Raw genomic sequence first — 25,404 nt, 5'->3', positions numbered from 1 at the left:
TCGTCCCTCCGGGGATGCCGCCGCTGCAGCACACCACACCGCCCGAGGCGTCGAGGTGGCATACGACCTTCCTGCAGATCACCCAGGGGAACGCCCTGATCTCGGTGCTGGCCGTTCTGCTGGCACTCATCGTCGGCGGCATCATGATCGCCTTCACCGACGAGACCGTGCAGGAGGCGTCCGGCTACTTCTTCGCCCGTCCGCTGGATACGATCGCGGCGATCTGGCAAGCGGTCTCCGGGGCGTACATCGCCCTCTTCCAGGGCTCGATCTACAACTTCGGCGCACCCACGTTCGCCCGCGGCATCCGTCCTCTGACCGAGACGCTGACCTTCGCCACGCCCCTGATCGCGGCGGGTCTGGGCGTGGCGCTGGCCTTCCGCATCGGCATGTTCAACATCGGCGGACGCGGACAGATGCTGATGGCGTCGGCGGGCGCCGGCTGGGTCGCGTTCTCGCTCGACCTGCCCTGGGGCATCCACATGATCGTCGCGCTGATCGCCGGTCTGGCCGCCGGCGCGCTGTGGGCCGGGATCGCGGGAGCCCTCAAGGCGTGGACGGGTGCGCACGAGGTGATCGTCACGATCATGCTCAACTACGTGGCGTTCTACCTCATCTCGTGGATGCTGCGGACTCCGGGTCTGCTGCAGGCACCCGGCTCCAGCAACCCGAAGACCCCGCCGATGAAACCCACCGCGGTCTTCCCCGAGCTGTTCGGGCCGCAGTACAACTTGCACTTCGGGTTCATCCTGGTCATCCTCGCCACCGTCGTGGTGTGGTGGATCCTCAGCCGATCGAGCCTGGGCTTCAAGTTCCGTGCCGTCGGCGAGAACCCGCACGCCGCCCGGGTGGCCGGCATCAACGTCAAGAGCATGTACATCATCGGCATGCTCATCGCCGGCGCGCTGGTCGGATTGGCCGGCGTCAATCAGGTCCTCGGTACGATCACCACCGGATTCTCCGCCGACATCGACGCAGGCATCGGGTTCGACGCGATCACGGTGGCGCTGTTGGGTCGTTCCACCCCGTGGGGGACCTTCGCCGCCGGCATCCTGTTCGGTGCCTTCAAGGCAGGCGGCTTCGCGATGCAGGCCGCCGAGGGCGTCCCCATCGAGATCGTCACGGTCGTGCAGGCTCTCATCGTGCTGTTCATCGCCGCCCCGCCGCTGGTGCGCACGATCTTCTTCCTGCCCTCTCCGGAGCGCGACCAGCGCCGACGCGAGAAGGCGCGGGAGAAGCAGCTCAAGGCCGAGGCCGGGGCGGTGATGAAATGACCGTCGCCGTCGATGGTGCGCTGATCGCGTCGACTCCGCCGAAGGCGGAGGTGCGCAGCTGGAAGGCGCCGATCGCGCTGGCGATCTTCACGGTCCTGTACGCGCTGCTGATCCTCGCCGCGCCGCGGGAAGGCGAGACCACGTTCCGCATCTCCACGCAGGCCGATGCGCTGCAGCTGCCGGAGATCGTGCTGCCGGTGATCCTCACCACCTGGGTGGTGTTCGGACTCCTCGTTCTGCTGACGGCCGGCGCCGCCCTGCTGGTGCGCGGCTACCGGCGGGCACCGCTCTGGGTCATCGTTGCGTACATCATCGTCGCGATCGTCGGATTCCTGACGTGGGCGGCCGCCGGCGAAGCGATCCCGGTCGCCGGGCTCCTGGCCGGTGCGGTCGCGCTGGCGATCCCGCTCATCTACGGAGCGCTGGCGGGCGTCATCGGCGAGCGCGCCGGTGTGGTCAACATCGCGATCGAGGGCCAGCTGCTGGCCGGAGCGTTCAGCGCCGCCGTCATCTCGACCCTCACCGGCCAGCCGCTCCTCGGTCTGGTGGCCGCCATGTTCGCCGGCGCGCTGGTCGCCGCGGTGCTGGCCGCGTTCGCGATCACGTACCTCGTCGATCAGGTGATCGTCGGCGTGGTGCTCAACGTCCTGGTGGTCGGGCTGACCAGCTTCTTCTACTCGCAAGTGCTGCAGCCGAATGCCGCGCTGCTCAACTCGCCCCCGCGATTCCCGCGGATCCCGATACCGATCCTGAGCGAGATCCCGGTCCTCGGACCCGTGCTGTTCCGTCAGACGATCATCGTGTATCTGATGTACATCGCGGTCGCGGTGGTCTGGTTCGCGATGTTCCGCACCCGCTGGGGACTGCGGCTGCGGGCGGTCGGCGAGCACCCGCAGGCTGCGGACACCGTCGGCATCAAGGTCAACGCGACGCGGTTCTGGAACGTGTTGCTGGCCGGCGCGATCGCAGGCCTCGGCGGCACTGTGTTCACGATCGGCAACGGCATCGCCTTCAACAAGGAGATGACCGCCGGCGCCGGATTCATCGCCCTGGCCGCGGTGATCTTCGGGCAGTGGGATCCGTTCAAGGCGACGTTGGCCGCGCTGCTGTTCGGGTTCGCCTCCAGCCTGCAGAACACCCTCAGCGTGATCGGCTCGCCCGTGCCGAGCGAGTTCATGCTGATGCTGCCCTACCTGGTCACGATCTTCGTCGTCGCCGGAGTCGTCGGCCGATCACGGGCACCCGCAGCCGACGGCGTCCCCTACATCAAGGGATGAGCTCCGCTCTTCCGCCTCGCTGGATGAGGCATCCGTTCCCAACCTGCACCGACCTTCCGGAGGACGCGCTGTGACCGACATCGACTGGGACGAACTGCGTGCGGCGGCGACCGCCGCCAAAGAGCTCGCCTACGTGCCCTATTCGCGGTTCAAGGTCGGCGCGGCCGCCCTGGTCTCGGACGGCCGGATCGTCTCGGGGTGCAACATCGAGAACGCCTCGTATGGCGTGACGCTGTGCGCAGAGTGCTCGCTGGTCAGCGACCTGTTCATGTCCGGCGGCGGCAAACTCGTCGCCTTCGTCTGCGTCGACGGGCAGGGGCGCACTCTGATGCCGTGCGGGCGCTGCCGTCAGCTGCTGTACGAACACGCCATCCCGGGGATGCTGCTGGAGACGGTGTCCGGCATCCGCACGATCGACGAGGTCCTGCCCGACGCGTTCGGCCCGCGGGACCTCGAAGAGGCCTCACGATGAGCAGCACCTCGCCTGCAGGCGGGGTCGAGCCGTTCGACGCGGTCGACGTCATCCGGATCAAGCGCGACGGCGGGGATGTTCCCGACGACGCGCTGCGGTGGATGGTGGACGCCTACACGCGCGGCTACGTCGCGGACGCGCAGATGGCCGCCTTCGCGATGGCCGTGCTCCTGAACGGCATGAGCCGCGGCGAGATCAGCGTGCTCACGGACGCGATGATCGCCTCGGGGGAGCGGATGAGCTTCGCCGGCCTGGGCAAGCCGACCGTCGACAAGCACTCCACCGGCGGCGTGGGCGACAAGATCACCCTGCCCCTGGCGCCGCTGGTGGCCTCGTTCGGCGTCGCAGTGCCACAGCTGTCCGGCCGCGGGCTGGGGCACACCGGCGGCACGCTGGACAAGCTCGAGTCGATCTCGGGCTGGACCGCCGCGCTCACCAACGACGAGCTGTTCGACCAGCTGCGCGAGGTGGGCGCCGTCATCTGCGCGGCGGGGTCCGGACTGGCCCCGGCGGACAAGAAGCTCTAGGCGCTGCGCGATGTCACCGGGACGGTGGAGGCGATACCGCTGATCGCCTCCAGCATCATGTCCAAGAAGATCGCCGAGGGCACCGACGCGCTCGTCCTGGATGTGAAGTTCGGCTCCGGTGCGTTCATGCAGGACATCGAGAGGGCGCGCGAGCTGGCGCGCACGATGGTCGCGCTCGGGACCGACTCGGGAGTGTCGACCACCGCGCTGCTGACCGATATGAACACGCCGCTCGGCCTGGCCATCGGCAACGCGAACGAAGTGCGCGAGTCGGTCGAGGTGCTCGCCGGCGGCGGACCCGCCGATGTGGTCGAGCTCACCGTGGCACTCGCCCGTGAGATGCTCGCCCTCGCCGGGCAGCCGGACGCCGATGTCGAGGCGGCGCTGGCGGACGGGCGCGCGATGGACACGTGGCGTGCGATGATCCGCGCGCAGGACGGCGATCCGGATGCCGCGCTCCCGCGTCCGCGGGAGACCTCCACCGTCACCGCGACGCAGGCCGGATTCGTCACCCGCATGGATGCCCTGCCCTTCGGCATCGCCGCGTGGCGGCTCGGTGCCGGCCGTGCCCGGGCCGAAGACCCCGTGATGCACGCCGCGGGCATCGACCTGCACGTCAAACCCGGCGACCGGGTCGCCCCCGGCCAGCCGCTGTTCACGCTGCTGGGACACGACGCCGGGCGCTTCGAGCGTGCCCTGGCCGCCCTCGAAGGGTCGTGGGAGATCGGGGCCGACGCCCCGGACCCCCGCCCGCTCGTGCTCGAGAGGATCACCGCGTGAGGCGCGGCATCCACTCATGAGTCCGACCCAGACCACCCCCATCACCCGCCCGTCCACCACCGGAAGCGCGCCGGATCTCCGGCGCTAGGAGACTCACATGTCGATCGATCAGCACGGCGACACCAACCTGCAGGGCGCCTCGATCCGGCGCCTGCCCAAGATCTCGCTGCACGACCACCTGGACGGCGGCGTGCGCCCGCAGACCATCCTCGAGCTCGGCGACGCCATCGGCCTCGCGCTGCCCGAGACCGAGGGCGAAGCGCTCGCCGGCTGGTTCGCCGACAAGAGCGACTCTGGCTCCCTCGTGGAGTATCTGAAGACGTTCGATCTGACCACCGCGGTGATGCAGACCGCAGAGGGACTGACCCGGGTTGCGCGCGAGTTCGTCGAGGACCTCGCCGCGGACGGGGTGATCTACGGCGAGGTGCGGTGGGCTCCGGAGCAGCATCTGACCCGCGGGCTCTCGCTCGAAGAGGCCGTCGAGGCGGTGCAGACCGGCATCGAGGAGGGCGAGGAGGCCGCCGAGCGGGACGGCCACGACATCCGGGTCGGTCAGCTCATCACCGCGATGCGCCAGACCGATCGTTCGCTGGAGATCGCGGAGCTGGCCGTGTCCTGGCGCGGCCGGGGCGCCGTGGGGTTCGACATCGCCGGTCCCGAAGAGGGCTTCCTGCCCTTCCGGCACCGGGTCGCGTTCGACTACCTGGCGTCGCAGTTCTTTCCGACGACGGTGCATGCCGGCGAAGCCGCGGGGCTGGACTCGATCCGCTCCGCCATCATCGACGGCCGCGCGGTGCGCCTCGGGCACGGGGTGCGGATCGCCGAGGATCTCGATGTGGTCTCGCGCGAGGGCGACGAGGTGCTCGTGCACTTCGGCGACCTGGCGCGCTGGGTGCGGGACCGGGAGATCACGCTGGAGCTCTCGCCGACTTCGAACCTGCAGACCGGCGCGGTCGGGCAGTGGGGCGAAGAACTGGCTGACCACCCGTTCGACCTGCTGTACCAGCTCGGCTTCTCGGTGACCGTGAACGTCGACAACCGCACGATGAGCCGGACCTCGCTGACCCGCGAGCTGGCGCTGCTGGCCGAGACGTTCGATTACGACCTGGATGACCTCGAGACGTTCCAGCTGAACGCCGCGGCCGGCGCCTTCCTCCCGATCGAGGAGCGGGAGGAGCTCATCGAGCTGATCGCGGAGGGCTTCGAGCGGTAGGCCGCGCCCGGGTGCGTCCCTCTGTCCCGGCGACTCCTGTCCCCGGCATCTGTGTCTCGGCATCCCCGTCCAGGCATCCGTGTCCCACTTGTGCAGGGGATAGCCGGCGTGTCGCATGCCGAAGCGGGACATCGGTACCCGAGGGGTGTCCTCCCCAGCGCGGCGAGGTGCCGCCGGTGTCCACAGGATGCCGGCGCGCGCCCGGTCGGGCGGCATGATCGGCTGAGATCGGGGGATGCTGCGACCGAGCCCCCTCCCCGTCGAACTGTCCGGGCAGCCGTTCACGGTGGGTGTCGCGCGTGAGCTCGGCGTCGGCCGGGGGCGACTCGCCGGTTCCGATCTGGGCCGCCCTTTCCACGGCGTGCGCACCCCGGACGCGTTCTTCGCCGACAGCGACGATCCGCTTGTGCTGATGTGCCTCCAGTACGCGCCGAGGCTGGCGCCCTGGCAGTTCTTCTGGGGCGAGACCGCGCTCGCGCTCGTCGGACTGCCCACCCCGCGGTGGCCGCACCGAGTGGGGCTGCACGTCGCGGCGCACCGGCCGGCTCGCGAACCGCGCACGCAGGGGGTGATCGGTCACCGACTCCAGGTGCGCGAGCCGGCGATCGTGGTGCATGCCGGCATGCCGTTGGAGCATCCCGTCCGGGCGTGGCGGCAGGCCGGCAGCCTCTGGCGCCACGACGACCTGGTCGTCGCTGCGGACGCCATCGTCCATCAGGGCTGGGGCACCGTCGAGGAGCTCAGGGACGAGGTCCGCATGCTCCGCGGCCGGTCCGCGACGACGATGCGTTCAGCCCTGAACCACGTCCGAGCCGGTGTCGAGTCCCCGGAGGAGACCCGCCTGCGCTTGCTGATCGTACGCACCGGCCTGCCCGAGCCCGAGGTGAACTGGGTCCTCCGGGACGCGTACGGCCGGGCGATCGCGCGCCTGGACCTGGCCTACCGGCGCTGGCGCGTCGCGGTCGAGTACGACGGGCGCGTCCACGCGGAGGATGTCCGGCAGTTCGAGCGCGACGCCGATCGGTGGAGCGCCATCCGCCGTGCGGGGTGGCGGCACGTTCGCATCCTGCGGCATCACATGCGCGGCGATCGGCCGACCGCCGTCGCGCTCGTGCGGGAGGCGCTGCACGAGGCAGGCTGGCGCCCCTGACCCGGCATCCCTCGCCCCAGCCCCACGCCCTCGCCCCGGTGTCCCACTTGCGCATCCGACGCCCGGCGTGTCGCCTGCCGAAGTGGGACACGGGACACGGGACACGGGACACGGGACAGCGAGGACGCCGGGGCGGCGGACAGTCAGGCCACTCGGCGCGGGACCGGGGATGCCGCGACCGGGGCGGCGGTCAGGCGCGGGCGACGCCGGGATGAGTGGCGAGGTACTCCTCGAACGCCTCGCGGCTGGTCCGCGTGGGCGTGAAGCCGAAGTCGCGCTTGAGCGCATCGTTCGCGAGCACCGGGCGGTACCGGAGGAAGCCGACCTGCTCGGGTCCGTGGACCGTGAGATGCAGCATCCGGCCCACGCGCAGGGCGAAGCCGAGCACCCCGGCCGGGACGGTCAGCACCGGCTTGCCCAGTCGCGCGGCGATCTCGCGCACGGTGACCCTGCCGTCGCCGGCGACGTTGTAGATCCCCGGGGGCCCGTCGGTGGCCGCCCGCGCCATCGCCGCCGCGACATCGTCCACCCAGACGAACACGAACGGAGACTGCGATCCGCGGACGGCCAGCACGCGCGGTCCGTCCCAGAGCGCGGTGATCTGGTTGCGGACAGTGGGGCCGAGGATGGTCCCGATGCGGAAGACCACCTGCTCGAGGCCGGGGTGGGACACCCGCGCCTCGGCGAGCATCTCCTCCACCAGCCGCTTGTGCCGGGAGTAGGGGAACTCCTCGCTGCCGCGGACCGGGTCGGACTCCCGCAGCCACTCCGGGCTGTCCGCATGGTACCCGTAGGCCGCTCCGGACGATGAGACCACGATCCGCCGCACCCCGGTCGCGACGCACGCGTCCAGGACGTGACGCGAGCCGTCGACGTCGACGCGGTACTCCATCTCCACGTCCCGGCCGGGGCTGACGATCGCCGCCAGATGCACGACGACGTTGATGGCGTGCCGTTGCATCAGCAGAGCCAGTCCGGCCGATCGGGTCACGTCGCAGTCGTCGTACACCACGCCCTCCAGCGGATGCTCGGGGCGCCGGACGTCCCCGGCGACGACGAGCTCGACGTCGGGGTGAGTGACCAGAGCCGCGGCCACGTGCGAGCCGAGGAACCCCGCGCCGCCGGTGACCAGTGCGCGCACGCTCACGGTGTCGCCTCGGATGCCGGATCGGGCGCCCCGGCACCCGATCGTGCGCTGTGGCCGTGCCGGGTCGCATCGCCCTTCGTCGAGCCGGTGCGCCGCTTGGTGTGGATCGCCCACAGCGAGGCCACGAGCAGTCCGGCGATGATGTCCCAGATGCCCCACCAGCCGGCAACGATGGCCATGCCGCCGAGCCCGCCGAAGAACGTGAACACCAGTCCCAGCCCGAGTCCGGCGTTGCGAATGCCGACCTCGAAAGTCATCGCCTTGCGCTCGCGGGTTCCGAGGCCACCGACCACCGCCGTGCCGTACCCGATGGCGAGGGCGACAGCGTCGTGGACGGCGACGACTGCCAGGATCACGCCGAGGAACGCGATGAAGTACGCCCAGTTGCCGGCGAGAGCGGCCACGATGAAGCCGACCAGCGCCAGCAGCGAGAACCACTTGACGAACGGCTGCACCTTCGCGGCGAACACGGCGAAGCGGGCCCGGATCGCGAGGCCCAGCAGGAACGGCAGCCCGATGATCAAGAAGACATCCAGCAGCATCTGCCACGGGTTGAGCTCGACCGCCGTGAGCAGAGTCCGGGCGGTCGGATGCAGCGAACCCCAGAACGCGACGCTGAGCGGGAGCGCGACGATGTAGAGCAGGTTGCCGACCGCGGTCATCGACACCGACAGCGCGACGTTGCCGCCGGAGCGGTGCGTGAGCACCTGCGAGATGTTCCCGGGTGGGCAGCAGGCCACGAGGATCATCCCGAGCGCCATCGACGCGGTCACCGGGAGGATCAGGGTCAGCCCGAAGGTGACCGCCGGAAGCACCACCAACTGGGCGAGGATCGCGATGACGAAGGGCTTCGGCTTGCGGGCCACGACCCTGAAGTCCTCGACGGAGGTGTCCAGCGCGATCCCGAACATGATGAGCCCGAGCACGACGTTCAGGATGACCAGCGTGCCGGGGGTGAAGTTCAGGACGACATCGTCGATGTTCATGCGGAGGTCCTCTTCCTCGAGCGGCGCGGCGCGGGCGTCCGCCGGCTGACCGGACCGTCCCGCCGGGACGGCGTCGCAGCCGGGCCGCCCAGGAAGTCCCGGGCGGAGCGGACGGCGCGACGGTAGGCGTCCTTGTTGACGTAATAGGACATCCGCGCCAGGGCCAGGTAGTGGTAGCCCCCGCTCAGGTCCGGCCACGGCCGCTCGGCGACCCGTCGGCGGAATTCGGCAGCGCGATCGGGGCGCCGCGCGACCGCGGTCAGGTATTCCGCGATCAGCTCGGCCTGTTCGTAGCGGCCCTGCCAGCCGATCCCGGAAGCCTCGATCATCCCCATCACGTACAGCCCGTTGAAGGCGGGCGGGAAGACATGCAGGTACAGCTCGGGCGCGAAGCCGTGCCAGTTCAGGTGCGTGCGATCCACGAACGGGTAATCCAGCGTGTATCCGGTCGCCAGGAGGACCACGTCATAGTCCCCGCTGGACCCGTCCCGGAAGTGGACCGTGGATCCGTCGAATCGATCGATGTCCGCTCGCACGTCCAGATCGCCCTGTCCCAGGTGGTTGAGGATCAGCGTGTTGACGATCGGATGCGACTCGTACAGCCGGTAGTCCGGTCGCGGGAAGCCGAAGCGCACCGGATCGCCGGTGAACGCGCGCAGGACGCGGGTGTCCACGAACTGCTTGATCCGCGCCGGCAGCGGTCGGCCCTGATTGAGGGTGTCCGACGGGCGGCCGAACAGGTAGCGGGGCACGAAGTAGTAGCCGCGGCGAACGCTCATATCCACGGATGCCGCGTGGTGGACCGCGTCCACCGCGATGTCGCAGCCGGAATTGCCCGCGCCGATGATGAGCACCCGCTTGCCGGCGAGCTGCTTCGCATCCTTGTACGCGCTGGTATGCAGCAGCTCACCGGTGAACTCACCGCGGAAGGACGGGATGTTCGGCTCGGCGAGCGTGCCGTTGGCGAGGATCACGCCGTCGTAGTGCTGCTCGAGCTGACCCGAGGGGCCTTCGGCCCGAAGCATCCAGCGCCCGTGCTCGTCCCGGTCCAGCCCGACCACGCGCGTGTCGAAGCGGAAGTGCCCGGTCAGACCGAAGCGGTCCGCGAAGTCGCGGAAGTAGCGCAGCAGCGCGCGGTGGCCGGGGTAGTCGGCCGTGGAGTCCATCGGGAACTCGCTGAACTCGGTCGTGGTGCGCGAGGAGATCAGATGCGCAGACTCGTACATCGTCGACCGCGGGTTCTGGATATCCCACAGCCCCCCGACGCCCCGCCCGGCCTCGAAGCCGTCGAAGGCGATGCCCGCCTTGCTCAGTGCGCGCGCCGCTGCCAATCCGGACGGGCCGGCCCCGATGACGGCATACCGCAGGTCCTGCATCGCACCCCCAGTCGCGCGGGCTCCGATGCCCGCGCAGCCTCTCGATGCTAGACCAGCTCCGCCTGCCGCGCCGCCACGATCGCCTCCACCCGCGGGAACAGCGGGTGCTCCGGCTCCAGACCGGTCACCGAACCGGTGACGGATGCCGCATCCTGCTCCCGCAGCATCCGCTGCAGGTCGACGGATTGCGCATCCTCGGGGTCCTCGAACGACAGCGCGGCGGCCATCGCGTCGAGCAGGCCGTCCACCGGCAGACCGCGCTCGGCCGATTCGGCCGCCGGCCCTACGAAGCGTTCGTGACGCGACAGCTTGCGCAGCGGCTGCCGTCCGACGCGCCACACCGTGTCCGGAAGCGCCGGATTGCGGAAGCGGTGCAGGATCGTGGCCCGGTAGGTCGCGAGATCCTCGGGCTCGAACTCGTGCTTCGCCACCAGCAGCGCTGAAGTCTCCTCCAGCGCCGCGGACACCCGCGCGGCGATGCTCTCGTCGGACAGCGCCGCCGAGATGGTCTCCACCCCCGCGCGGGCGCCGAAGTACGCCGCCGCGGCGTGCCCGGTGTTCACCGTGAAGAGCTTGCGCTCGATGTACGGCGCCAGGTCATCGACGAAATGCGCACCGGGGATGGTGGGCGGATCGTCGCCGAACGGCGCCCGTTCGATGGCCCACTCGAAGAAGGGCTCCACCGTCACGTCCACGCCGGCCCCGGCGGGCTGGCCGGGCACGATCCGGTCCACGGCGGTGTTCGCGAAGACGGCCCGGCCGGCCAGCGCGTCCCACGCGTCCCCGGCCAAGTCGGCGATCTCGTCGCGGAGGAGATCCGTGGCGTTGATGGCGTTCTCGCACGCCATGATCTGCAGCGGGGGAGAGGACGGGTCGCGCAGGGCGAGGCCGGCCACGATATGCGGTGCGATGAACTTCAGGATGGTGGGCCCGACGGCCGTGGTGACCACGTTCGCGCCCGCGACCTCTTCGATCACCTCGTCAGGGTGGGTCGCGCTGTTGACGGCCCGGAAGCCGGTGACCACCGTGTCGCGCCCGCCCTCGCCGACCTCGTGGACGGTGTACTCCGAGACCGCGTTGATCGCCTGGACGAGCGGCGCGGCGACGTCCGAGAACACCACCTCGTAGCCGCCCTCGTGCAGCAGGAGCCCGACGAAGCCGCGTCCGATGTTGCCGGCCCCGAAGTGCACGGCCTTCATCACACGCCCGCCGCGGCGACGAGCGAGTACAGCTCCTCGGGGTCCTCCGCCCGTTTCAGCTTCTCCACCTCGTCCTCGTCGGAGAACAGGATCGCGATCTGGGAGAGGATCTCCAGATGCTCGTCGCCCTTGCCTGCGATGCCGACGACGAAGGTCACCGGTTCGCCACCCCAGTCCACACCCCCGTCGTAGCGCACCACCGAGAGCGCCGAGCCCAGGATGGTGTGCTTGGTCTCGTTGGTGCCGTGCGGGATCGCCAGTTCGTTGCCCATGTAGGTCGAGACCGTCTCCTCCCGCTGCTGCATCGCGTCGAAGTACGCGCTGGTGACCGCACCGGCCGCCTGGAGGATGTCCGCTGCCTCCTTCATCGCCTCTTCGCGGGTCGCGCTGCCGGAGTGGATCCGGACCTGGCCGAGGCTCAGGACATCACGTGCCATTGGTGTTCGCCTTTCGTCGGGGTGCTGGCGTACGAAGGCCGCGGAGCCGGGGGCGTCACGCCGCCCGACTCCGCAGCGGTCTCAGCGCCTACTGTCCATCCTTGTGCTGGTCCTGCACCAGGTCTACGACCTCCTCGTACTTCGGCGAGTTCATGAAGTTGTCGACGGAGATGTGGATCGCATCCGGCGTCTTCTGCCGTGCTCGGTCCGTGAGCTGGTTCTGCGTGATCACCAGATCGGCCGAGGAGTCCAGATTCGCGATCGCCTTGTTCACGACCGTGACCCCCTCGATGCCCGCCTTCTTGATCTTGTTGCGCAGCACGCTCGCCCCCATCGCCGACGAACCCATGCCGGCGTCGCAGGCGAACACGATGTTCTTGACCTGCTTGGTGGTCAGGATGCCGCCGCTGAGCGCACCGTCGGTCGAGCGGGCCGTCTCGGCCTCGTCGTAGGCGGCCTCGGCGTCGCGCTCGGCCCGGGCGTCCTTTCCGGCGCTGGCGCGGAGTCCGGCCAGTGCAGCCGACTCCTTGCCCTTGTTCGCCTCGGTCTGCGCGATGGCTGCGCTGAGGTCACCGTCCAAGCCGGCCTCCAGGTCGCGCTTGCGCGTGGAGCGGAGGATGACCGCGGTGATCAGGAAGGTCACCGCCGCGGCGAGCACCACCGAGAGGTAGACCACCAGCAGGTTGCCGATCCCGCCGGCGGCGGGTCCGGCTGCGGCGGCGGTCACGGCGATGATGCTGCCCGGGGCGGCCGGGAAGGCCAGCCCGCCGCCGAGCACCATGTTCGTGGCCACGCCGGTGGCGCCACCGGCGATCAAGGCCAGGATCGTCATCGGCTTGCTCAGGGCGTATGGGAAGTAGATCTCGTGGATGCCGCCGAAGAACTGGATGATGATCGCCCCGGGTGCCGAGGCCTTGGCCATTCCTACGCCGAAGAACGAGAAGGCCAGCAGCAGCCCCACACCGGGGCCGGGGTTGGCCTCGATCAGGAACAGGATCGACTTGCCGGTCTCGGCGGCCTGCTCGATGCCCAGCGGCGTGAAGACCCCGTGGTTGATGGCGTTGTTCAGGAACAGCACCTTGGCCGGCTCCACGATGATCGACAGCAGCGGCAGCAGGTTCAGTGACACCAGCCAGGCCACAGCCCCACCCAGGGCCGTGCTGATGCCGAGCACTGCGGGGCCGAAGACGAAGAAGCCGACGATCGCCAGCAGCATGCCCAGGATGCCGGCTGAGAAGTTGTTCACCAGCATCTCGAAGCCGGGCCGGATCTTCCCGTCCCACAGCCTGTCCATCTGCTTGGTGATCCAGGCCGCCAGCGGACCCATGATCATCGCACCGAGGAACATCGGGATGTTGGTGCCGACGATCACGCCCATCACGGCGATCGAGGCCACCACGCCGCCGCGCTCGCCGTAGACCATGCGGCCGGCGGTGTTCGCGATGAGGAGCGGGAGGAGGTAGGTGACCATCGGGCCGACCAAGCCGACGTACTGCGGGAACGTGGCGCCGTCGGCTTCGGCCAGTGCCGTCATGGCGCCTTCCCAGCCGATGTCCGCGGCGTTGCCGAAGCCGCCGAGCATGTTGGCGACCGGATACCACTGTCCCAGCCAGCCGACCGAGATGAAGAGCATGGTGACGAAGCCCCATGCGATGAATGCGGCGATGTTCGGCATGATCATGCCGGACAGGAAGGTGCCGAAGCGCTGGACTCCGATCCTCGCCCGGTTTCCGCCCGATACGGGCGTAGACGTCGTTGTCATAGCTGTGTCTCTTTCTCTTTCTCGGTGGGAGTGGCCGCGGCGTCTTGCGCTGCGGTTCGGGCGGTCGCCGCGTCGTCCGCGGCGAGGGCTGCCTCGGCGATGGCTCTGGCATGGTCGAGCGAGTGTTCCAGGAGCGCGGCGCGCACGTCGGCGATCGCGGTGGGGGCCATCGACAGGCTGGTCGCGCCGAGTCCGACCAGGACCACCGCAAGGAGCGGGTCGGCGGCGGCTTCGCCGCAGATGCCGACGGGCTTGCCGTGGATGCGGCCGGCATCGCCCACTTCACGGATCAGCCGCAGCACGGCGGGGTTCCACGGATCCTGAAATGCCGCCACCGAGCCGAGCAGCCGGTCTGCGGCGAGCGTGTACTGCGTCAGATCGTTCGTGCCGATCGAGGCGAAGTCAGCGTCCACGAGGATGCGGTCGGCCAGCAGCGCCGAGGAGGGCACCTCGACCATCACTCCGGCTGTGCGGATGCCGTAGTCGCGGGCGATCGCGGTGAAGTAGCGGGCCTCCTCGACGGTGGCGACCATCGGCGCCATCACCCAGAGATCGGCTCCCCCGCCCGGGGCAGCCCGGGTCGCGGCATCCGCTTCGGCGAGCGCAGTGAGCTGCTCGCGCAGGATGTCCTCGCTGGCGCGCAGTGCCCGCAGCCCGCGCAGACCCAGCGCCGGGTTCTCCTCGTGCGCATCGTTGAGGAAGGGCAGCGGCTTGTCGGCTCCGGCATCCAGTACCCGCACCACCACCTTCTTGCCCGGGAAAGCCGACAGCAGCGCCTCGTACGACACCCGCTGCTGCTCGATCGTGGGAGCGCTGTTGGAACTGAGGAAGAGGAACTCGGTGCGGAACAGGCCGACGCCCTCGGCGCCCAGCGCGACGGCCTCCGCCGCCCCGGCGGGATTGCCCAGGTTCGCCAGCAACGGGATGGGTGTGCCGTCGGCGAGGGCTCCGGGGGTGATCGGGGCGGATGCGGCGGAGGCGCGGGCGGCCGCGCGATTCTGCGCCCGCTCCAGCTCCTCCGCGCTGGGCTGCGTCGTGACGACGCCGGCCGCGGCATCCACGATCACCGTCTCCCCGTCGACCAGGCCGGTCGCCCCGACCGCGCCGACGACCGCGACGATGGATTTCTCCCTGGCCAGGATCGCGGTGTGCGAGGTGGGTCCACCCTCGGTGGTGATCAGGGCGAGCACCTTGTCCAGGTCCAGCAGCGCGGTATCGGCCGGCGCGAGGTCTTTCGCGACGAGCACGAACGCGTGCCCCGGGTCGGGCACGCCGGGAGCGGGAAGGCCGCGCAGCCGGGCGATGACGCGCTGTGCGACGTCGTCCAGGTCCGCGGCGCGCTCGCCGAGGTATCCGCCCATCGCCGTCAGCGTGTCCCGGAATGACGCGAATGCGTCGTGGACGGCGAACTCGGCGGTCATCCCGGCGGCGATTCGGGTGTCGATCTCCGCCTCGAGGCTGGGGTCCTCGGCCATCATGGCCTGCGCCTCCAGCACGTCCCGCGCGGCACCGCCGGCCTGCGCGCCGCGCTGCTCGAGCTCCCGTGCGACGCCGGTGACGGCATCCCGGACCCGCGTGGTCTCCTCATCCGGGCTCAGCGTGCTCGGGGTGTCGGCCGGTGCCGGCAGCGGCTCGGCCATCCGGGCGACGGGTCCTTGCGCCACGCCCAGCCCGATTCCCACGCCCCGCAACTCCGTCATGATCGTCCCTCTCTCGGCTCGCTCATCGGCTACTGGGCATCGTGATCGGTGGAGAGCAGATCGCTCAGCCGGTCCAGCGTGGACTCCGCGCCCTCGCCCTCGGCGGTCAGGGTCACGTAGTCGCCCTGTTCGATCCCGAGCGCGATCACACCGAGGATGCTCGCCGCGTTCACCGGGCTGCCGGCATCCTTCGAGATCGTGACCGGGATGCCGGAATCCTTGGCCGCCTGGGCGAACAGCTTCGCCGGCCGCGCGTGCAGGCCGTGCGCGGATCCGATTCGGACGGTCCGGGTCGTCGGGGGCATCTCAGTCCTCTTCCTGTCGAACGGCGGTGGTGGTGGCCGGCGCGGGTGCCGTGGCAGCGAGCGGCATCGTGCTCGCCGGAGCGGCGTCCTCGCCCAGTCCGATCGCCGCGTGCACGAGGGCGAGCGTGCGCGTGCCGTCCAGGTCAGTGAAGATGTCCGGCGGCAGCAGCACCACCGTGGTGCCGCGGCTGGCGGCGTCGCGCTCGATGCCGGCGATGGCGTGGCTCAGGTGCGGCCCGACCAGGACCACATCGGCCGCATCCAGGTCGATCGGCAGCGACTTCTCGGTTCCCGCGAAAGCCGCGTAGGGGAGGCCGCGGTCCTGCGCGGCGTGGCGAACGCGCTGAGCGACGAAGGTGCTGGACGCACCTGCACCGCAGACAACCAAGATCCGCATCGACCGGCCTCCTGCGTCCATTCTTGTGAAAACGCTGTGAGCCGACAACCACGCAACTTTCCGGAGGGGCGGAAAGGAGGGATCGGCATCCTCGCTGGGCCGAGGGCCGCCGCCGCGTGGTTGACTGGCCGCGAACCATCGCATCGATGCGCAAGGGGACGACGTGACCAGAGCGAGACAGGATCGTCTTCTGGGACTTCTCTCGCGGGACGGGGACTGGGTCACGGCCGCCGCGCTCGCGGACGCCCTCGGAGTCACACCCCGCAGCATCCGCTCCTACGTGACGGCCATCAATGCGCGTGTTCCTGATGGACTGGCCGTCGAATCGGGTCCGCAGGGATACCGGGCCGGACCGGAGGCCGCCGTCGCCCTGCGCGTGCCCGGCACCGCAGAGGGCGGAACGCCCCGCGACCGGCTGCACACCCTCGTTCGCGCGCTGCTCGACGCGGAGGACGGCGTGGACGTGTTCGAGACCGCAGCGGGACTCCACGTCAGCCCGGCGACGCTGGAGGCCGACCTCGCCCGCGTGCGCGGTCTGCTCGGAGGCACCGAGCTGACCCTGGAGCGGTCGGCGTCTCAGGCGCGGCTGCGCGGCACCGAGATGGCGCAGCGGCGCCTGCTCAGCAGGCTGGCGCACGACGAGATGGATGCCGGATCGTTCGACCTGGATGCCCTGCGGCGCACGCTGGGTGAGGGCTCCGTGGGCGCGCACGCCTTCGGTCCGTTCAAGACCGAGCTGGTCGCCGAACTGGGTGCCCTCGGATACTTCGTCAACGAGTTCGGCATCTCCGATGTCGTGATGCACATCGCGATCGCGGCGGACCGGGTGGGGCGGGACCGCGCGCTGGAAGGCACCGCGGGCGAGGTGCGTCCCGCGCAGCAGGAGGTCGCGGCGATCCTCGGGCGGCTCGTCGAGCAGCACCTGGGCGTCAGTCTCGGAGCCGGGGATCTGCAGCATCTGTCGACCCTCGTGCTGACCCGGGTGGTCGCGCCCGGCGCGTCCGTGCCGTCCGATCACGCGCGCTCGCGCCTGGATCCGGACGTGGAAGCGGCCGTGCGCGAGGTGGTCGAGACGGCCGCGGCCGAGTTCCTCGTCGACATAGCGCACGAGGACTTCATCCTGCGCCTCGCTCTGCACGTGCAGAATCTGCAGCATCGCGCCCGGGAGCAGGCGTGGTCGCGCAATCCGCTCACGAAGTCGCTGAAGTCGACGTACCCGATGATCTTCGAGGTGGCCGTCTTCATCGCGAGCGGCCTGCAGCAGCGGCTCGGCATCCCTCTCCTGGACGACGAGATCGCGTACATCGCCATGCACGTCGGCGGCCGGCTCGAGCGCAGCCGGCGCGCGGACCAGCTGCTGACCGCCACCATCGTGTGCCCGGGGTACTACGAACTGCACGAGCTCCTGCGCTCGAGCGTGGACCGTTCGCTCGGGCAGTCGATCGAGGTGGTCGGCGTGGAGACCCGCGTGGATCCGGACTGGGACACGATCGACACCGACCTGGTGCTGACGACCATCGAACCGGCCGTCGTCGGGGACCGGTTCGTCCGGATCCAGCCCTTCCTGACCGACGCCGACGTGGACCGGGTCCAGACCGCGGCGGCGCGGATCCGTCGGTCGCGGCGGCTGGCGCGGCTGCGCAAGGAGCTGGAGCGCTATTTCGTTCCGTCGGCGTTCGTGCACGGGCTGGATGCCGAGGCCGGCGAGGAGGGTGTGATCCGGCGGCTGGGCGCACCCCTCGTAGCCGAGGGCATCATCGATGAGGACTACATCGAACGGACGATCGAGCGCGAACGACTGTCCTCCACCGCCTTCACCGACGCCCTGGCCGTCCCGCATGCGCTGGGCATGACCGCGACCCGAACGGCCATCGCGGTGGGCATCGCCGACCCGTCGATCCCCTGGGGCGAGGGCCGCGTGCAGGTGGTCGCGGTCGTGGCGTTCTCGGAGACCGATCGCGAAGCGTTCCAGACGGTCTTCGAGCAGTTCGTGGAGGTGTTCTCCGAGCGGGACAGCGTCCACCGGATCGTGCGTCGCAGCACGACCTTCGCGGGCTTCCTGGACGAGCTCGTCGCCGTCATCGACGGGTGACGGCCCGCTCGCCTGTCGCGTTCTGCGGTGTGCTCGGCGTGTCGTGACGGGGGAGCGGAGGGGTCGCGGGTGGCGCCTGCTCGCCTGTCGCGTTCTGCGGGTGTGCTTGGCGTGTCGTGACGGGGGAGCGGAGGGGTCGCGGGTGGCGCCTGCTCGCCTGTCGCGTTCTGCGGGTGTGCTTGGCGTGTCGTGACGGGGGAGCGGAGGGGCCGGGGGTGACGCCTGCTCGCCTGTCGCATTCTGCGGGTGTGCGCGGCGTGTCGTGACAGGGGAGCGGAGGGGCCGGGGGTGACGCCTGCTCGCCTGTCGCGTTCTGCGAGTCTGCGCGGCGTGTCGTGACAGGGGGAGCGAAAGGGGGCGCGGGCGGAGGGGCGGGTCGGATGCCGCGCCCGCGGCCTCAGGAACTCAGCCGCAGCGCAGCCCACAGTTCGGCGCGAACGGGGAACGAGCCGAGGTCCAGACCCAGCACGCGCTCGGCCGCCGCGATCCGTGCGCGGACGGTGTGCCGGTGCACGCCGAGGGCGCGAGCGGAAGCCTCGTGCGAGCAGTCGTTCGCCAGCCACGCGCGCACGGTCTCGCGCAGGGCGGTGTTGTGCTCGAGGTCGTGCCGCACCAGCGGCGCGAGGGCCGCGTCGGCGACGGTGCGGGCCTCGGGCGAGGGCGGGACGGACAATACGCCGGTGCCGACGGCGTCGCGGAAGCGCGAAACGCGCCCGTCGCCGCGATCGCGGGCGAGACGGGCCTGATCCACACCGCCGGAGAACGCGTCGTACGCGGCCGGGTCCGAGACGCCGATGTGGACCTCGAATCGCTCCGCGAGCTCCTCCAGCAGGTCGGCGTCGGCGGCGTTGACCACCAGCACCAGGCCGTCCTCGCTGCGACCGAAGAACAGTCGCCCGCGCCGCTGATCCGCACGCAGCTCCAGCCACTCCCGCACGGCGTCCCGCCGGGCGGCCGCGGCGTCCGTCATCGCCACCAGCACCGGCGGTGCGGGCAGCCCGCCCCACAGATCGCGGGCAATGCGCCGGGCAAGGGTCGGATCGTCGCTGCGCAGCGCGTGCACGAGACCGGCGCGCAGGAGCGTGCGGGCGCGATCCATTCCCTGCTGCTGCTCGAGTGCGAGCCCCGCCATCGCCACGACGGCGGTGACCACACCGCGCCCCTCCTGATCCAGATCGGCTGCGGACATCGCGATCACTCCGCGCAGGTGCCCGCCGCGTCCGAGCGTCTGCAACGTGAAAGCGGTGCCGCGGATGCGCAGCGACGATCCGGCCCGCGCGCCGCGGCGCAGCACCGCACCGACCTCGGAGCGCAGCTCCTCCGCCACGGCGGGCTCCAGCGCGCCGGGGTGCTCGCGGGTCAGCGAGCCGGCGCCGTCGAACAGCCCGACCCACGCATCCAGCTGCCGCGCGAGCTCGGCCAGGGTCGCTCCCAGCCCGTCCGGCCGCAGCGCAGCGAGCGAGATCGCGCGCTGCGCAGCGAGTGCCCAGCTTCGTCGCGCGTAGGACTGCGCGGCGATCGCCTCCGCCCCGGCCCGGGCGACCGCGATGAACGGCGTGCGGTACGGCACCTCGAACAGCGGCATCCGCAGCGCGCGGCACGCCTCCACCAGCAGCGGCGGAATCCCGTCGCGCACCACTTCCGTGCCGAAGCCGAGACCGATCACTCCGCGCGCGGACAGCCGGCTCACGTACTCGCGGTACACGGCGGGGTCGTCCGCAGCATCCTGGAACTGCGTCCCGGTGGTCAGCAGCGCGAGCCCCTCGGACAGGAACGGCGTGGGATCGGCGAGGTCCGAGCTGTGCACCCAGCGCAGCGGCCGATCCAACGCGCCCTCGGCGAGCGCAGCGCCGTCCCCCTCCAGTCGGAGCCGCAGATCCCCGCGCGCCAGCAGCGCACCCAGCGTAGGAGTGTCGGTCGTCTGCACAGGGCTCCGATCGGTGTACGGGACGTACGGTGGTTACCTCCAGAATGTACAGCGCGGAGCATGCGTGCGCGGCATCCCACCGCATACGCTCGCGACCATGAGCGCGCCCGCCACCGATACCCTGACCGTCCCCACCCCCCTCGGTGGACCGAGCCTCCCGCAGGAGCGGCGGGTCGTGACCAGCATCCCCGGACCGCGCTCCCAGGAGCTGATCGCCCGCAAAGCCGCCGCGGTGGCAGCCGGGGTCGGGCACACGGTGCCGATCCAGGCCGTCGCGGCCGGCGGGGGAGTGATCGTGGACGCCGACGGCAACTCGCTGATCGACCTCGGCGCCGGCATCGCCGTGACCACGCTGGGCAACGCGCACCCTCGGGTGGTCGCGGCCGTTCAGGCCCAGGTCGCGCAGTTCACCCACACGTGCTTCATGGTCTCGCCTTACGAGTCCTACGTCGCGGTCGCCGAAGCGTTGAACCGTATCACGCCCGGCGACCACGAGAAGAAGAGCGCGCTGTTCAACTCCGGCGCCGAGGCCGTCGAGAACGCGGTCAAGATCGCCCGCAAATACACCAAGAAGCAGGCCGTCGTCGCGTTCGACCACGGTTACCACGGCCGCACCAACCTTACGATGGCGCTGACGGCCAAGAGCATGCCCTACAAGAGCGGGTTCGGCCCGTTCGCCGGCGAGGTCTACCGCGCTCCCATGTCCTACCCGTTCCGGGACGGGTTGAGCGGGCCGGATGCCGCTCGGCGGGCCATCTCGATCATCGAGAAGCAGGTCGGAGCCGACAACGTGGCGGCGATCGTGCTGGAGCCGATCCAGGGCGAGGGCGGCTTCATCGTCCCGGCGGAGGGCTTCCTGCCGGCGCTGGTGGACTGGTGCCGCGAGAATGACGTGGTGTTCATCGCCGACGAGGTGCAGACCGGATTCGCGCGCACCGGTGCGATGTTCGCGAGCGAGCACTTCGGCATCGTGCCCGACCTGATCACCACCGCGAAGGGGATCGCCGGCGGGCTTCCGCTGGCGGCGGTGACCGGCCGGGCCGAGATCATGGATGCCTCGCACGCCGGCGGTCTGGGGGGCACGTACGGCGGCAACCCGCTCGCCTGCGCCGCAGCCGTGGCCGCGATCGACGCGTACGAGAACGACGGGCTCATCGCCCGGGCGAACGAGCTGGGCGCCATCCTCATCGAGCGCCTCGCCGCGCTGCGCGCCTCGGACCCCCGACTGGGCGATGTGCGCGGACACGGAGCGATGATCGCCGCGGAGTTCGTCGACCCGGCCACGGGGGATCCGGATGCCGCTCTGACCGCGGCGATCGCGAAGCACTGCATCGCGAACGGGGTCATCGTGCTCACCTGCGGGACCTACGGGAACGTCATCCGCTTCCTTCCTCCGCTGTCCATCTCCGACGAGCTGCTCGGCGAAGGGATGGACGTGGTGGCATCCGCGCTGCGCGACCTGTGAAGCCTCCGCACCGGACCGGGCACGGCGCCGGGTCCGGCAGGGTCAGCACTCTCCCCATTCACCGAGCAAAGGAGCCGACATGGTCGAGCTGAACCGTGACGTCGTGATCGTCGGGGCGGGGGCCGCCGGGCTCACGGCCGCGAACCAGCTGAAGAAGGCCGGGCTGTCCGTGGCGGTGCTGGAAGCACGCGACCGGGTCGGCGGCCGGCTGTGGACCGACGTGATCGACGGGGCGATGCTCGAGATCGGCGGCCAGTGGGTCTCGCCTGACCAGGGTGCGCTGATCGAGACCCTCGCGGACCTGGGCCTGGAGACCTACGACCGGTATCGCGCGGGCGACTCGGTGTACGTCGATCAGCATGCACAGCTGACGCGGTTCACCGGCGAGATCTTCCCGGTCCCGCCCGCGACCGAGAAGGCCATGGTCGAGCTCATCGAGCTGCTCGATTCCCTCGCCGCCCAGATGGACCCGGACCGGCCGTGGGCGCACCCCGACGCCGAGGCCCTCGATCGCGTCTCGTTCGAGGCGTGGCTGGCGGAGCACACCGATGACGAGGAAGCGCGGGACAACATCGCGCTGTTCATCGCCGGCGCGATGCTGACCAAGCCCGCGCACACGTTCTCCACCCTGCAGGCGGTGCTGATGGCCGCCAGCGCGGGCAGCTTCTCGCACCTCGTGGATGCGGACTTCATTCTCGACAAGCGCGTGGTGGGCGGGCTGCAGCAGGTGCCGCTGCTGCTGGCGGAGCGTCTCGGTGACGATGTGTTCCTCGGCCAGGCGGTGCGCACCCTGGAATGGGGCACCTCGACCGGTGCGGGCAGTCCCAGGGTCACCGCGGTCGCGGACGGCATGACCGTGCGCGCCCGGTTCGCGATCCTCGCCCTCGCGCCCAACCTCTATCCGCGGATCTCGTTCGTGCCCGCTCTGCCGCGGCTGCAGCATCAGATGCACCAGCACCTCTCGATGGGCTTCGTGATCAAGGTGCATGCCGTCTACGACCGCCCGTTCTGGCGGGAGCAGGGCCTGTCCGGCACAGCCTTCAGCCCCTACCAGCTGGTCCACGAGGCGTACGACAACACCAACCACGACGACCCGCGCGGCACCCTGGTCGGATTCGTCTCGGACCAGCACGCCGATGACGTGTTCCGCCTCTCCGCGGAGGAGCGCAAAGAGCGCATCCTCGAGTCGCTCTCGCACTACTACGGCCCGGAGGCGAAGAACCCCGTCGTCTACTACGAAAGCGACTGGGGCTCGGAGGAATGGACCCGCGGCGCGTACGCGGCGAGCTTCGACCTCGGCGGGCTGCACCGCTACGGCGCCGACCTGAGAGCACCCGTCGGCCCCATCCGCTTCGCGTGCAGCGACCTCGCCGGCGCCGGCTATCAGCACGTGGACGGCGCGATCCGCATGGGTCGCCTCGCCGCGGCGCAGCTGATCCAGGAGGCTCGCGCATGAGCGGTCGCATCGTCGTCGGATACACCGCCACGGACGCCGGTGAGGATGCCGTCGCGCTCGGTGCGCGCCTGGCCGCGGCATCCGGATCCGGGCTGGATGTCGTCGTGGTGCTGCCCAGCGACGGTCGCAGCGTGATCACGCCTCCCGATGCGAGCTACGACCGCTACCTCAGGGACAAGGCCGCCGCCTGGCTGGATGCCGCGGCCTCCGGCGTCCCGGAAGGCACTGCGGTCACCACGAACGTCCGCTACGCCGACTCCTTCGCGGAGGGGCTGGAGGCGGCCGCGCAGGAGTTCGGTGCCACGCACATCGTCGTCGGCGCCGCCAACGGCGGCCGCCGCGGACGGCATCGCCTGGGGTCGGTGGCCACCGAACTGCTGCACTCCTCGAGCGTTCCGGTCGTCCTCGCACCGGAGGGGTCCCGCCGGGTCGATCCGGCCATCGGCGTCACCCGCGTCACCGCCGCGATCGGGACCCGCCCGGGCGCGGACGCGCTGCTGCATGAGGCGACCTCGCTCGCCGAGGCCACCGGAGCGGAGCTGCGGCTGCTCTCCCTGGTGACGGTCGACCTCCCGGCGAGTGTCGATACCGGTGTCATCCGCATCGCCGGTGCCGCGCACGCGGATGAGGTGCTCGCGCGGGCTCGGGCCGCGCTTGCCAACGGCGGCGCGGCCGAGGCGGTGGTGGCCCGCGGGGACAGCATCGAGGACGCCGTGCAGAACCTCAGCTGGGAGCCCGGCGAGCTGGCCATCGTCGCCTCGAGCCGCCTGGCGCAGCCGCGCCGGCTGTTCCTCGGCTCCACGGCCGCCAAGATGCTGCACGAACTGCCCGTCCCCATGATCGTGGTGCCGCGCACGCGGACCGCGGAAGGAGCGTCGCGATGACCGAAGACACGGATGCTGCGCCGCCGCTTGCCGCGCCGGCCGCCCAGAGCGATGGCGGGCTCTCCTCGAAAGGTCTGAGCGCCGGCACCGTCGGTCTGATCGGCGCCGTCGTCATCGGCATCTCGTGCATCGCGCCGGCGTACACGCTCACCGCGGCACTGGGCCCGACCGTGTCGGAGGTCGGGTTCCAGGTGCCGGCGATCATCCTGGTCGGTTTCATCCCGATGCTGCTGGTGGCGTTCGGCTATCGCGAGCTGAATCGACGGATGCCGGACGCCGGCACGTCCTTCACCTGGGCTGCCCGCGCCTTCGGCCCATGGGTGGGCTGGATGGCCGGATGGGGACTGATCGCCGCGACCATCCTGGTGCTGTCCAACCTCGCCGGCATCGCCGTCGAGTTCCTCTTCCTGCTCATCGACCAGATCGCCGGCAGTCCCGGCTCGATCGCCGAGCTGGCGTTCAACCCGTTCATCAACGTCGTGGTCTGCCTGCTGTTCATGCTCGGCGCCACGACGATCTCCTACCGCGACATGCAGACCACGCAGAAGCTGCAGTACGTGCTGGTCAGCTTCCAGGTGGTCGTGCTCGTGATCTTCTCGGTCGCGGCGTTCGTCCACGTCGCTCAGGGCAACGCGTTCGACGCGAGCCCCGTCGAGCTGTCCTGGTTCAACCCCTTCGCGGTCGGCTCGTTCACGGCAGTGGTGGCCGGTCTGTCGCTGTCGATCTTCATCTTCTGGGGCTGGGATGTGACCCTCACCATGAACGAGGAGACCAGGGACCCGGAGAAGACCCCGGGCCGCGCGGCGACGCTGACGGTCATCACCATCGTGGTGCTGTATCTGCTGATCTCGGTCTCGCTGCTCGCGTTCGCCGGGACCGGCGCGGAAGGACTGGGGCTGGGCAACGAGGACATCCAGGCGAACGTGTTCTTCTTCCTGTCCGGCCCGATTCTCGGCCCGCTCGCCTTCCTCGTCTCGCTGGCGGTGCTGACCAGCTCCGCGTCCTCGCTGCAGTCGACCTTCGTCTCACCCGCGCGCACGCTGCTGGCGATGGGCCACTACGGGGCGCTGCCGCGACGGTTCGCCGAAGTCAGCCCGCGCTTCTTCACCCCGGGGTTCGCGACGATCGTCTCTGCCATCGTGGCGTCGGTGTTCTACACGATCATGCGATTCGTCAACGAGAACGTCCTGTGGGACACGATCACGACCCTCGGCTTGATGATCTGCTTCTACTACGGCATCACCGCGTTCGCGTGCGTCTGGTATTTCCGCAAGCAGTGGTTCGACTCGGTCCGCAACGCGTTCTTCACCCTGCTGTTCCCGCTGGTGGGCGGAGTCATCCTGCTGATCCTGTTCGGGATCACGCTCGTCGAGAGCATGGACCCCGATTACGGCAGCGGGACGGAATGGTTCGGGCTGGGCAGCGTGTTCGTGCTCGGCGTGGCCATCATCGGTCTGGGGATCATCATCATGATCTGGCAGGCGATCAGGCGGCCGGCCTATTTCCGAGGCGAGACGCTCTCGATGGACGCCCCCGCGAGCCTGCGCCGCCGCCGCCGCTAGCCGGCCCCCGAAGACC

20 protein-coding genes and 1 pseudogene are annotated in these 25,404 nt (G+C 70.2%); 11 read left to right on the top strand and 10 right to left on the bottom strand.

Annotated elements, in window-relative coordinates; genetic code table 11:
* The first annotated feature begins 14 nt into the window (after window positions 1-14).
* From QNO12_RS12720 to QNO12_RS12695, 6 genes and pseudogenes are all read left to right on the top strand, one after another.
* Window positions 15-1,274 (top strand): ABC transporter permease, encoded by a 1,260-nt coding sequence (locus tag QNO12_RS12720; protein ID WP_257503241.1) that lies wholly within the window; start codon window positions 15-17, stop codon window positions 1,272-1,274.
* On the top strand, window positions 1,271-2,551 hold the full coding sequence (locus QNO12_RS12715; protein ID WP_257503066.1) for an ABC transporter permease: 1,281 nt from the start codon (window positions 1,271-1,273) through the stop codon (window positions 2,549-2,551). Before QNO12_RS12720 ends, QNO12_RS12715 begins: the two co-directional genes overlap by 4 nt.
* Window positions 2,552-2,621: 70 nt before the next feature.
* The gene (locus tag QNO12_RS12710) at window positions 2,622-3,023 is read left to right on the top strand and encodes a cytidine deaminase (RefSeq protein ID WP_257503065.1); all 402 of its coding nucleotides are present in this window, start codon (window positions 2,622-2,624) and stop codon (window positions 3,021-3,023) included.
* Window positions 3,020-4,330 (top strand): annotated as a pseudogene (locus QNO12_RS12705) (thymidine phosphorylase). The gene QNO12_RS12710 and the pseudogene QNO12_RS12705 overlap by 4 nt, the downstream one beginning before the upstream one ends.
* Before the next feature lie 97 nt (window positions 4,331-4,427).
* Window positions 4,428-5,543 (top strand): adenosine deaminase, encoded by a 1,116-nt coding sequence (locus QNO12_RS12700; RefSeq protein WP_257503064.1) that lies wholly within the window; start codon window positions 4,428-4,430, stop codon window positions 5,541-5,543.
* A gap of 235 nt (window positions 5,544-5,778) precedes the next feature.
* Window positions 5,779-6,693: a putative endonuclease domain-containing protein gene (locus QNO12_RS12695; RefSeq protein ID WP_257503063.1), complete on the top strand. Its 915-nt coding sequence runs from the start codon at window positions 5,779-5,781 to the stop codon at window positions 6,691-6,693.
* Between the two features lie 190 nt (window positions 6,694-6,883).
* On the opposite strand, the gene QNO12_RS12690 is transcribed toward QNO12_RS12695, so the two are convergent.
* The 9 genes from QNO12_RS12690 to QNO12_RS12650 all read right to left on the bottom strand — a co-directional run bounded on the left by QNO12_RS12690 (window position 6,884) and on the right by QNO12_RS12650 (window position 16,002).
* Window positions 6,884-7,840: an SDR family oxidoreductase gene (locus QNO12_RS12690; RefSeq protein WP_257503062.1), complete on the bottom strand. Its 957-nt coding sequence runs from the start codon at window positions 7,838-7,840 to the stop codon at window positions 6,884-6,886.
* Window positions 7,837-8,826, bottom strand: a complete 990-nt coding sequence (locus tag QNO12_RS12685; protein ID WP_257503061.1) for a bile acid:sodium symporter family protein — start codon at window positions 8,824-8,826, stop codon at window positions 7,837-7,839. The genes QNO12_RS12690 and QNO12_RS12685 overlap by 4 nt, the downstream gene beginning before the upstream one ends.
* On the bottom strand, window positions 8,823-10,202 hold the full coding sequence (locus QNO12_RS12680) for a flavin-containing monooxygenase (protein WP_257503060.1): 1,380 nt from the start codon (window positions 10,200-10,202) through the stop codon (window positions 8,823-8,825). The genes QNO12_RS12685 and QNO12_RS12680 overlap by 4 nt, the downstream gene beginning before the upstream one ends.
* A 47-nt stretch (window positions 10,203-10,249) precedes the next feature.
* The gene (locus tag QNO12_RS12675; RefSeq protein WP_257503059.1) at window positions 10,250-11,401 is read right to left on the bottom strand and encodes a mannitol-1-phosphate 5-dehydrogenase; all 1,152 of its coding nucleotides are present in this window, start codon (window positions 11,399-11,401) and stop codon (window positions 10,250-10,252) included.
* Complete coding sequence (locus QNO12_RS12670) at window positions 11,401-11,838, bottom strand: PTS mannitol transporter subunit IIA (RefSeq protein ID WP_257503058.1); 438 nt, start codon at window positions 11,836-11,838, stop codon at window positions 11,401-11,403. The genes QNO12_RS12675 and QNO12_RS12670 overlap by 1 nt, the downstream gene beginning before the upstream one ends.
* An 88-nt stretch (window positions 11,839-11,926) precedes the next feature.
* Window positions 11,927-13,600, bottom strand: a complete 1,674-nt coding sequence (locus QNO12_RS12665) for a PTS mannitol transporter subunit IIBC (protein ID WP_257503057.1) — start codon at window positions 13,598-13,600, stop codon at window positions 11,927-11,929.
* On the bottom strand, window positions 13,597-15,300 hold the full coding sequence (gene ptsP / locus QNO12_RS12660; RefSeq protein WP_257503056.1) for a phosphoenolpyruvate--protein phosphotransferase: 1,704 nt from the start codon (window positions 15,298-15,300) through the stop codon (window positions 13,597-13,599). The genes QNO12_RS12665 and ptsP overlap by 4 nt, the downstream gene beginning before the upstream one ends.
* A gap of 29 nt (window positions 15,301-15,329) precedes the next feature.
* Window positions 15,330-15,605, bottom strand: coding sequence for an HPr family phosphocarrier protein (locus QNO12_RS12655; RefSeq protein WP_257503055.1), 276 nt, complete (start codon window positions 15,603-15,605; stop codon window positions 15,330-15,332).
* A 1-nt stretch (window position 15,606) separates the two neighbouring features.
* Window positions 15,607-16,002 (bottom strand): PTS sugar transporter subunit IIB, encoded by a 396-nt coding sequence (locus QNO12_RS12650; RefSeq protein WP_257503054.1) that lies wholly within the window; start codon window positions 16,000-16,002, stop codon window positions 15,607-15,609.
* Between the two features lie 163 nt (window positions 16,003-16,165).
* Between QNO12_RS12650 and QNO12_RS12645 the strand changes: the two genes are divergently transcribed.
* Window positions 16,166-18,094 carry a BglG family transcription antiterminator gene (locus QNO12_RS12645; protein ID WP_257503053.1) on the top strand — a complete coding sequence of 643 codons (1,929 nt, stop codon included), beginning with the start codon at window positions 16,166-16,168 and terminating at the stop codon, window positions 18,092-18,094.
* A gap of 397 nt (window positions 18,095-18,491) precedes the next feature.
* Here the strand turns inward: QNO12_RS12645 and QNO12_RS12640 are convergent, their stop codons facing one another.
* Entirely contained in the window at window positions 18,492-20,021 is a 1,530-nt protein-coding gene (locus tag QNO12_RS12640; protein WP_257503052.1) for a PucR family transcriptional regulator, read from the bottom strand.
* Between the two features lie 97 nt (window positions 20,022-20,118).
* Between QNO12_RS12640 and gabT the strand changes: the two genes are divergently transcribed.
* The 4 genes from gabT (at window position 20,119) to QNO12_RS12620 (ending at window position 25,388) form a co-directional block, all read left to right on the top strand.
* The gene (gene gabT, locus QNO12_RS12635; RefSeq protein ID WP_257503051.1) at window positions 20,119-21,486 is read left to right on the top strand and encodes a 4-aminobutyrate--2-oxoglutarate transaminase; all 1,368 of its coding nucleotides are present in this window, start codon (window positions 20,119-20,121) and stop codon (window positions 21,484-21,486) included.
* Window positions 21,487-21,565: 79 nt separating this feature from the next.
* Window positions 21,566-22,942 (top strand): flavin monoamine oxidase family protein, encoded by a 1,377-nt coding sequence (locus QNO12_RS12630; protein ID WP_257503050.1) that lies wholly within the window; start codon window positions 21,566-21,568, stop codon window positions 22,940-22,942.
* Complete coding sequence (locus QNO12_RS12625) at window positions 22,939-23,826, top strand: universal stress protein (RefSeq protein WP_257503049.1); 888 nt, start codon at window positions 22,939-22,941, stop codon at window positions 23,824-23,826. Before QNO12_RS12630 ends, QNO12_RS12625 begins: the two co-directional genes overlap by 4 nt.
* Window positions 23,823-25,388 carry an APC family permease gene (locus QNO12_RS12620; protein WP_257503048.1) on the top strand — a complete coding sequence of 522 codons (1,566 nt, stop codon included), beginning with the start codon at window positions 23,823-23,825 and terminating at the stop codon, window positions 25,386-25,388. Before QNO12_RS12625 ends, QNO12_RS12620 begins: the two co-directional genes overlap by 4 nt.
* The last annotated feature ends 16 nt before the right edge of the window (window positions 25,389-25,404 follow it).

The organism is Microbacterium sp. zg-B185, assembly GCF_030246885.1.
Taxonomy (GTDB): Bacteria; Actinomycetota; Actinomycetes; order Actinomycetales; family Microbacteriaceae; genus Microbacterium.
The sequence above is the reverse complement of the archived record's forward strand: the minus strand, read 5'-3'. Positions and strand labels throughout refer to the sequence as shown.

Excerpts from the sequence above, each read along its gene's own strand:
- QNO12_RS12720 (WP_257503241.1), top strand. The coding sequence starts at position 15 with ATGCCGCCGCTGCAGCACACCACACCGCCCGAGGCGTCGAGGTGGCAT.
- QNO12_RS12715 (WP_257503066.1), top strand. The coding sequence starts at position 1,271 with ATGACCGTCGCCGTCGATGGTGCGCTGATCGCGTCGACTCCGCCGAAG.
- QNO12_RS12700 (WP_257503064.1), top strand. The coding sequence starts at position 4,428 with ATGTCGATCGATCAGCACGGCGACACCAACCTGCAGGGCGCCTCGATC.
- QNO12_RS12695 (WP_257503063.1), top strand. The coding sequence starts at position 5,779 with ATGCTGCGACCGAGCCCCCTCCCCGTCGAACTGTCCGGGCAGCCGTTC.
- QNO12_RS12685 (WP_257503061.1), bottom strand. The coding sequence starts at position 8,826 with ATGAACATCGACGATGTCGTCCTGAACTTCACCCCCGGCACGCTGGTC.
- QNO12_RS12680 (WP_257503060.1), bottom strand. The coding sequence starts at position 10,202 with ATGCAGGACCTGCGGTATGCCGTCATCGGGGCCGGCCCGTCCGGATTG.
- QNO12_RS12675 (WP_257503059.1), bottom strand. The coding sequence starts at position 11,401 with ATGAAGGCCGTGCACTTCGGGGCCGGCAACATCGGACGCGGCTTCGTC.
- QNO12_RS12670 (WP_257503058.1), bottom strand. The coding sequence starts at position 11,838 with ATGGCACGTGATGTCCTGAGCCTCGGCCAGGTCCGGATCCACTCCGGC.
- QNO12_RS12665 (WP_257503057.1), bottom strand. The coding sequence starts at position 13,600 with ATGACAACGACGTCTACGCCCGTATCGGGCGGAAACCGGGCGAGGATC.
- ptsP (WP_257503056.1), bottom strand. The coding sequence starts at position 15,300 with ATGACGGAGTTGCGGGGCGTGGGAATCGGGCTGGGCGTGGCGCAAGGA.
- QNO12_RS12655 (WP_257503055.1), bottom strand. The coding sequence starts at position 15,605 with ATGCCCCCGACGACCCGGACCGTCCGAATCGGATCCGCGCACGGCCTG.
- QNO12_RS12650 (WP_257503054.1), bottom strand. The coding sequence starts at position 16,002 with ATGCGGATCTTGGTTGTCTGCGGTGCAGGTGCGTCCAGCACCTTCGTC.
- gabT (WP_257503051.1), top strand. The coding sequence starts at position 20,119 with ATGAGCGCGCCCGCCACCGATACCCTGACCGTCCCCACCCCCCTCGGT.
- QNO12_RS12630 (WP_257503050.1), top strand. The coding sequence starts at position 21,566 with ATGGTCGAGCTGAACCGTGACGTCGTGATCGTCGGGGCGGGGGCCGCC.
- QNO12_RS12625 (WP_257503049.1), top strand. The coding sequence starts at position 22,939 with ATGAGCGGTCGCATCGTCGTCGGATACACCGCCACGGACGCCGGTGAG.
- QNO12_RS12620 (WP_257503048.1), top strand. The coding sequence starts at position 23,823 with ATGACCGAAGACACGGATGCTGCGCCGCCGCTTGCCGCGCCGGCCGCC.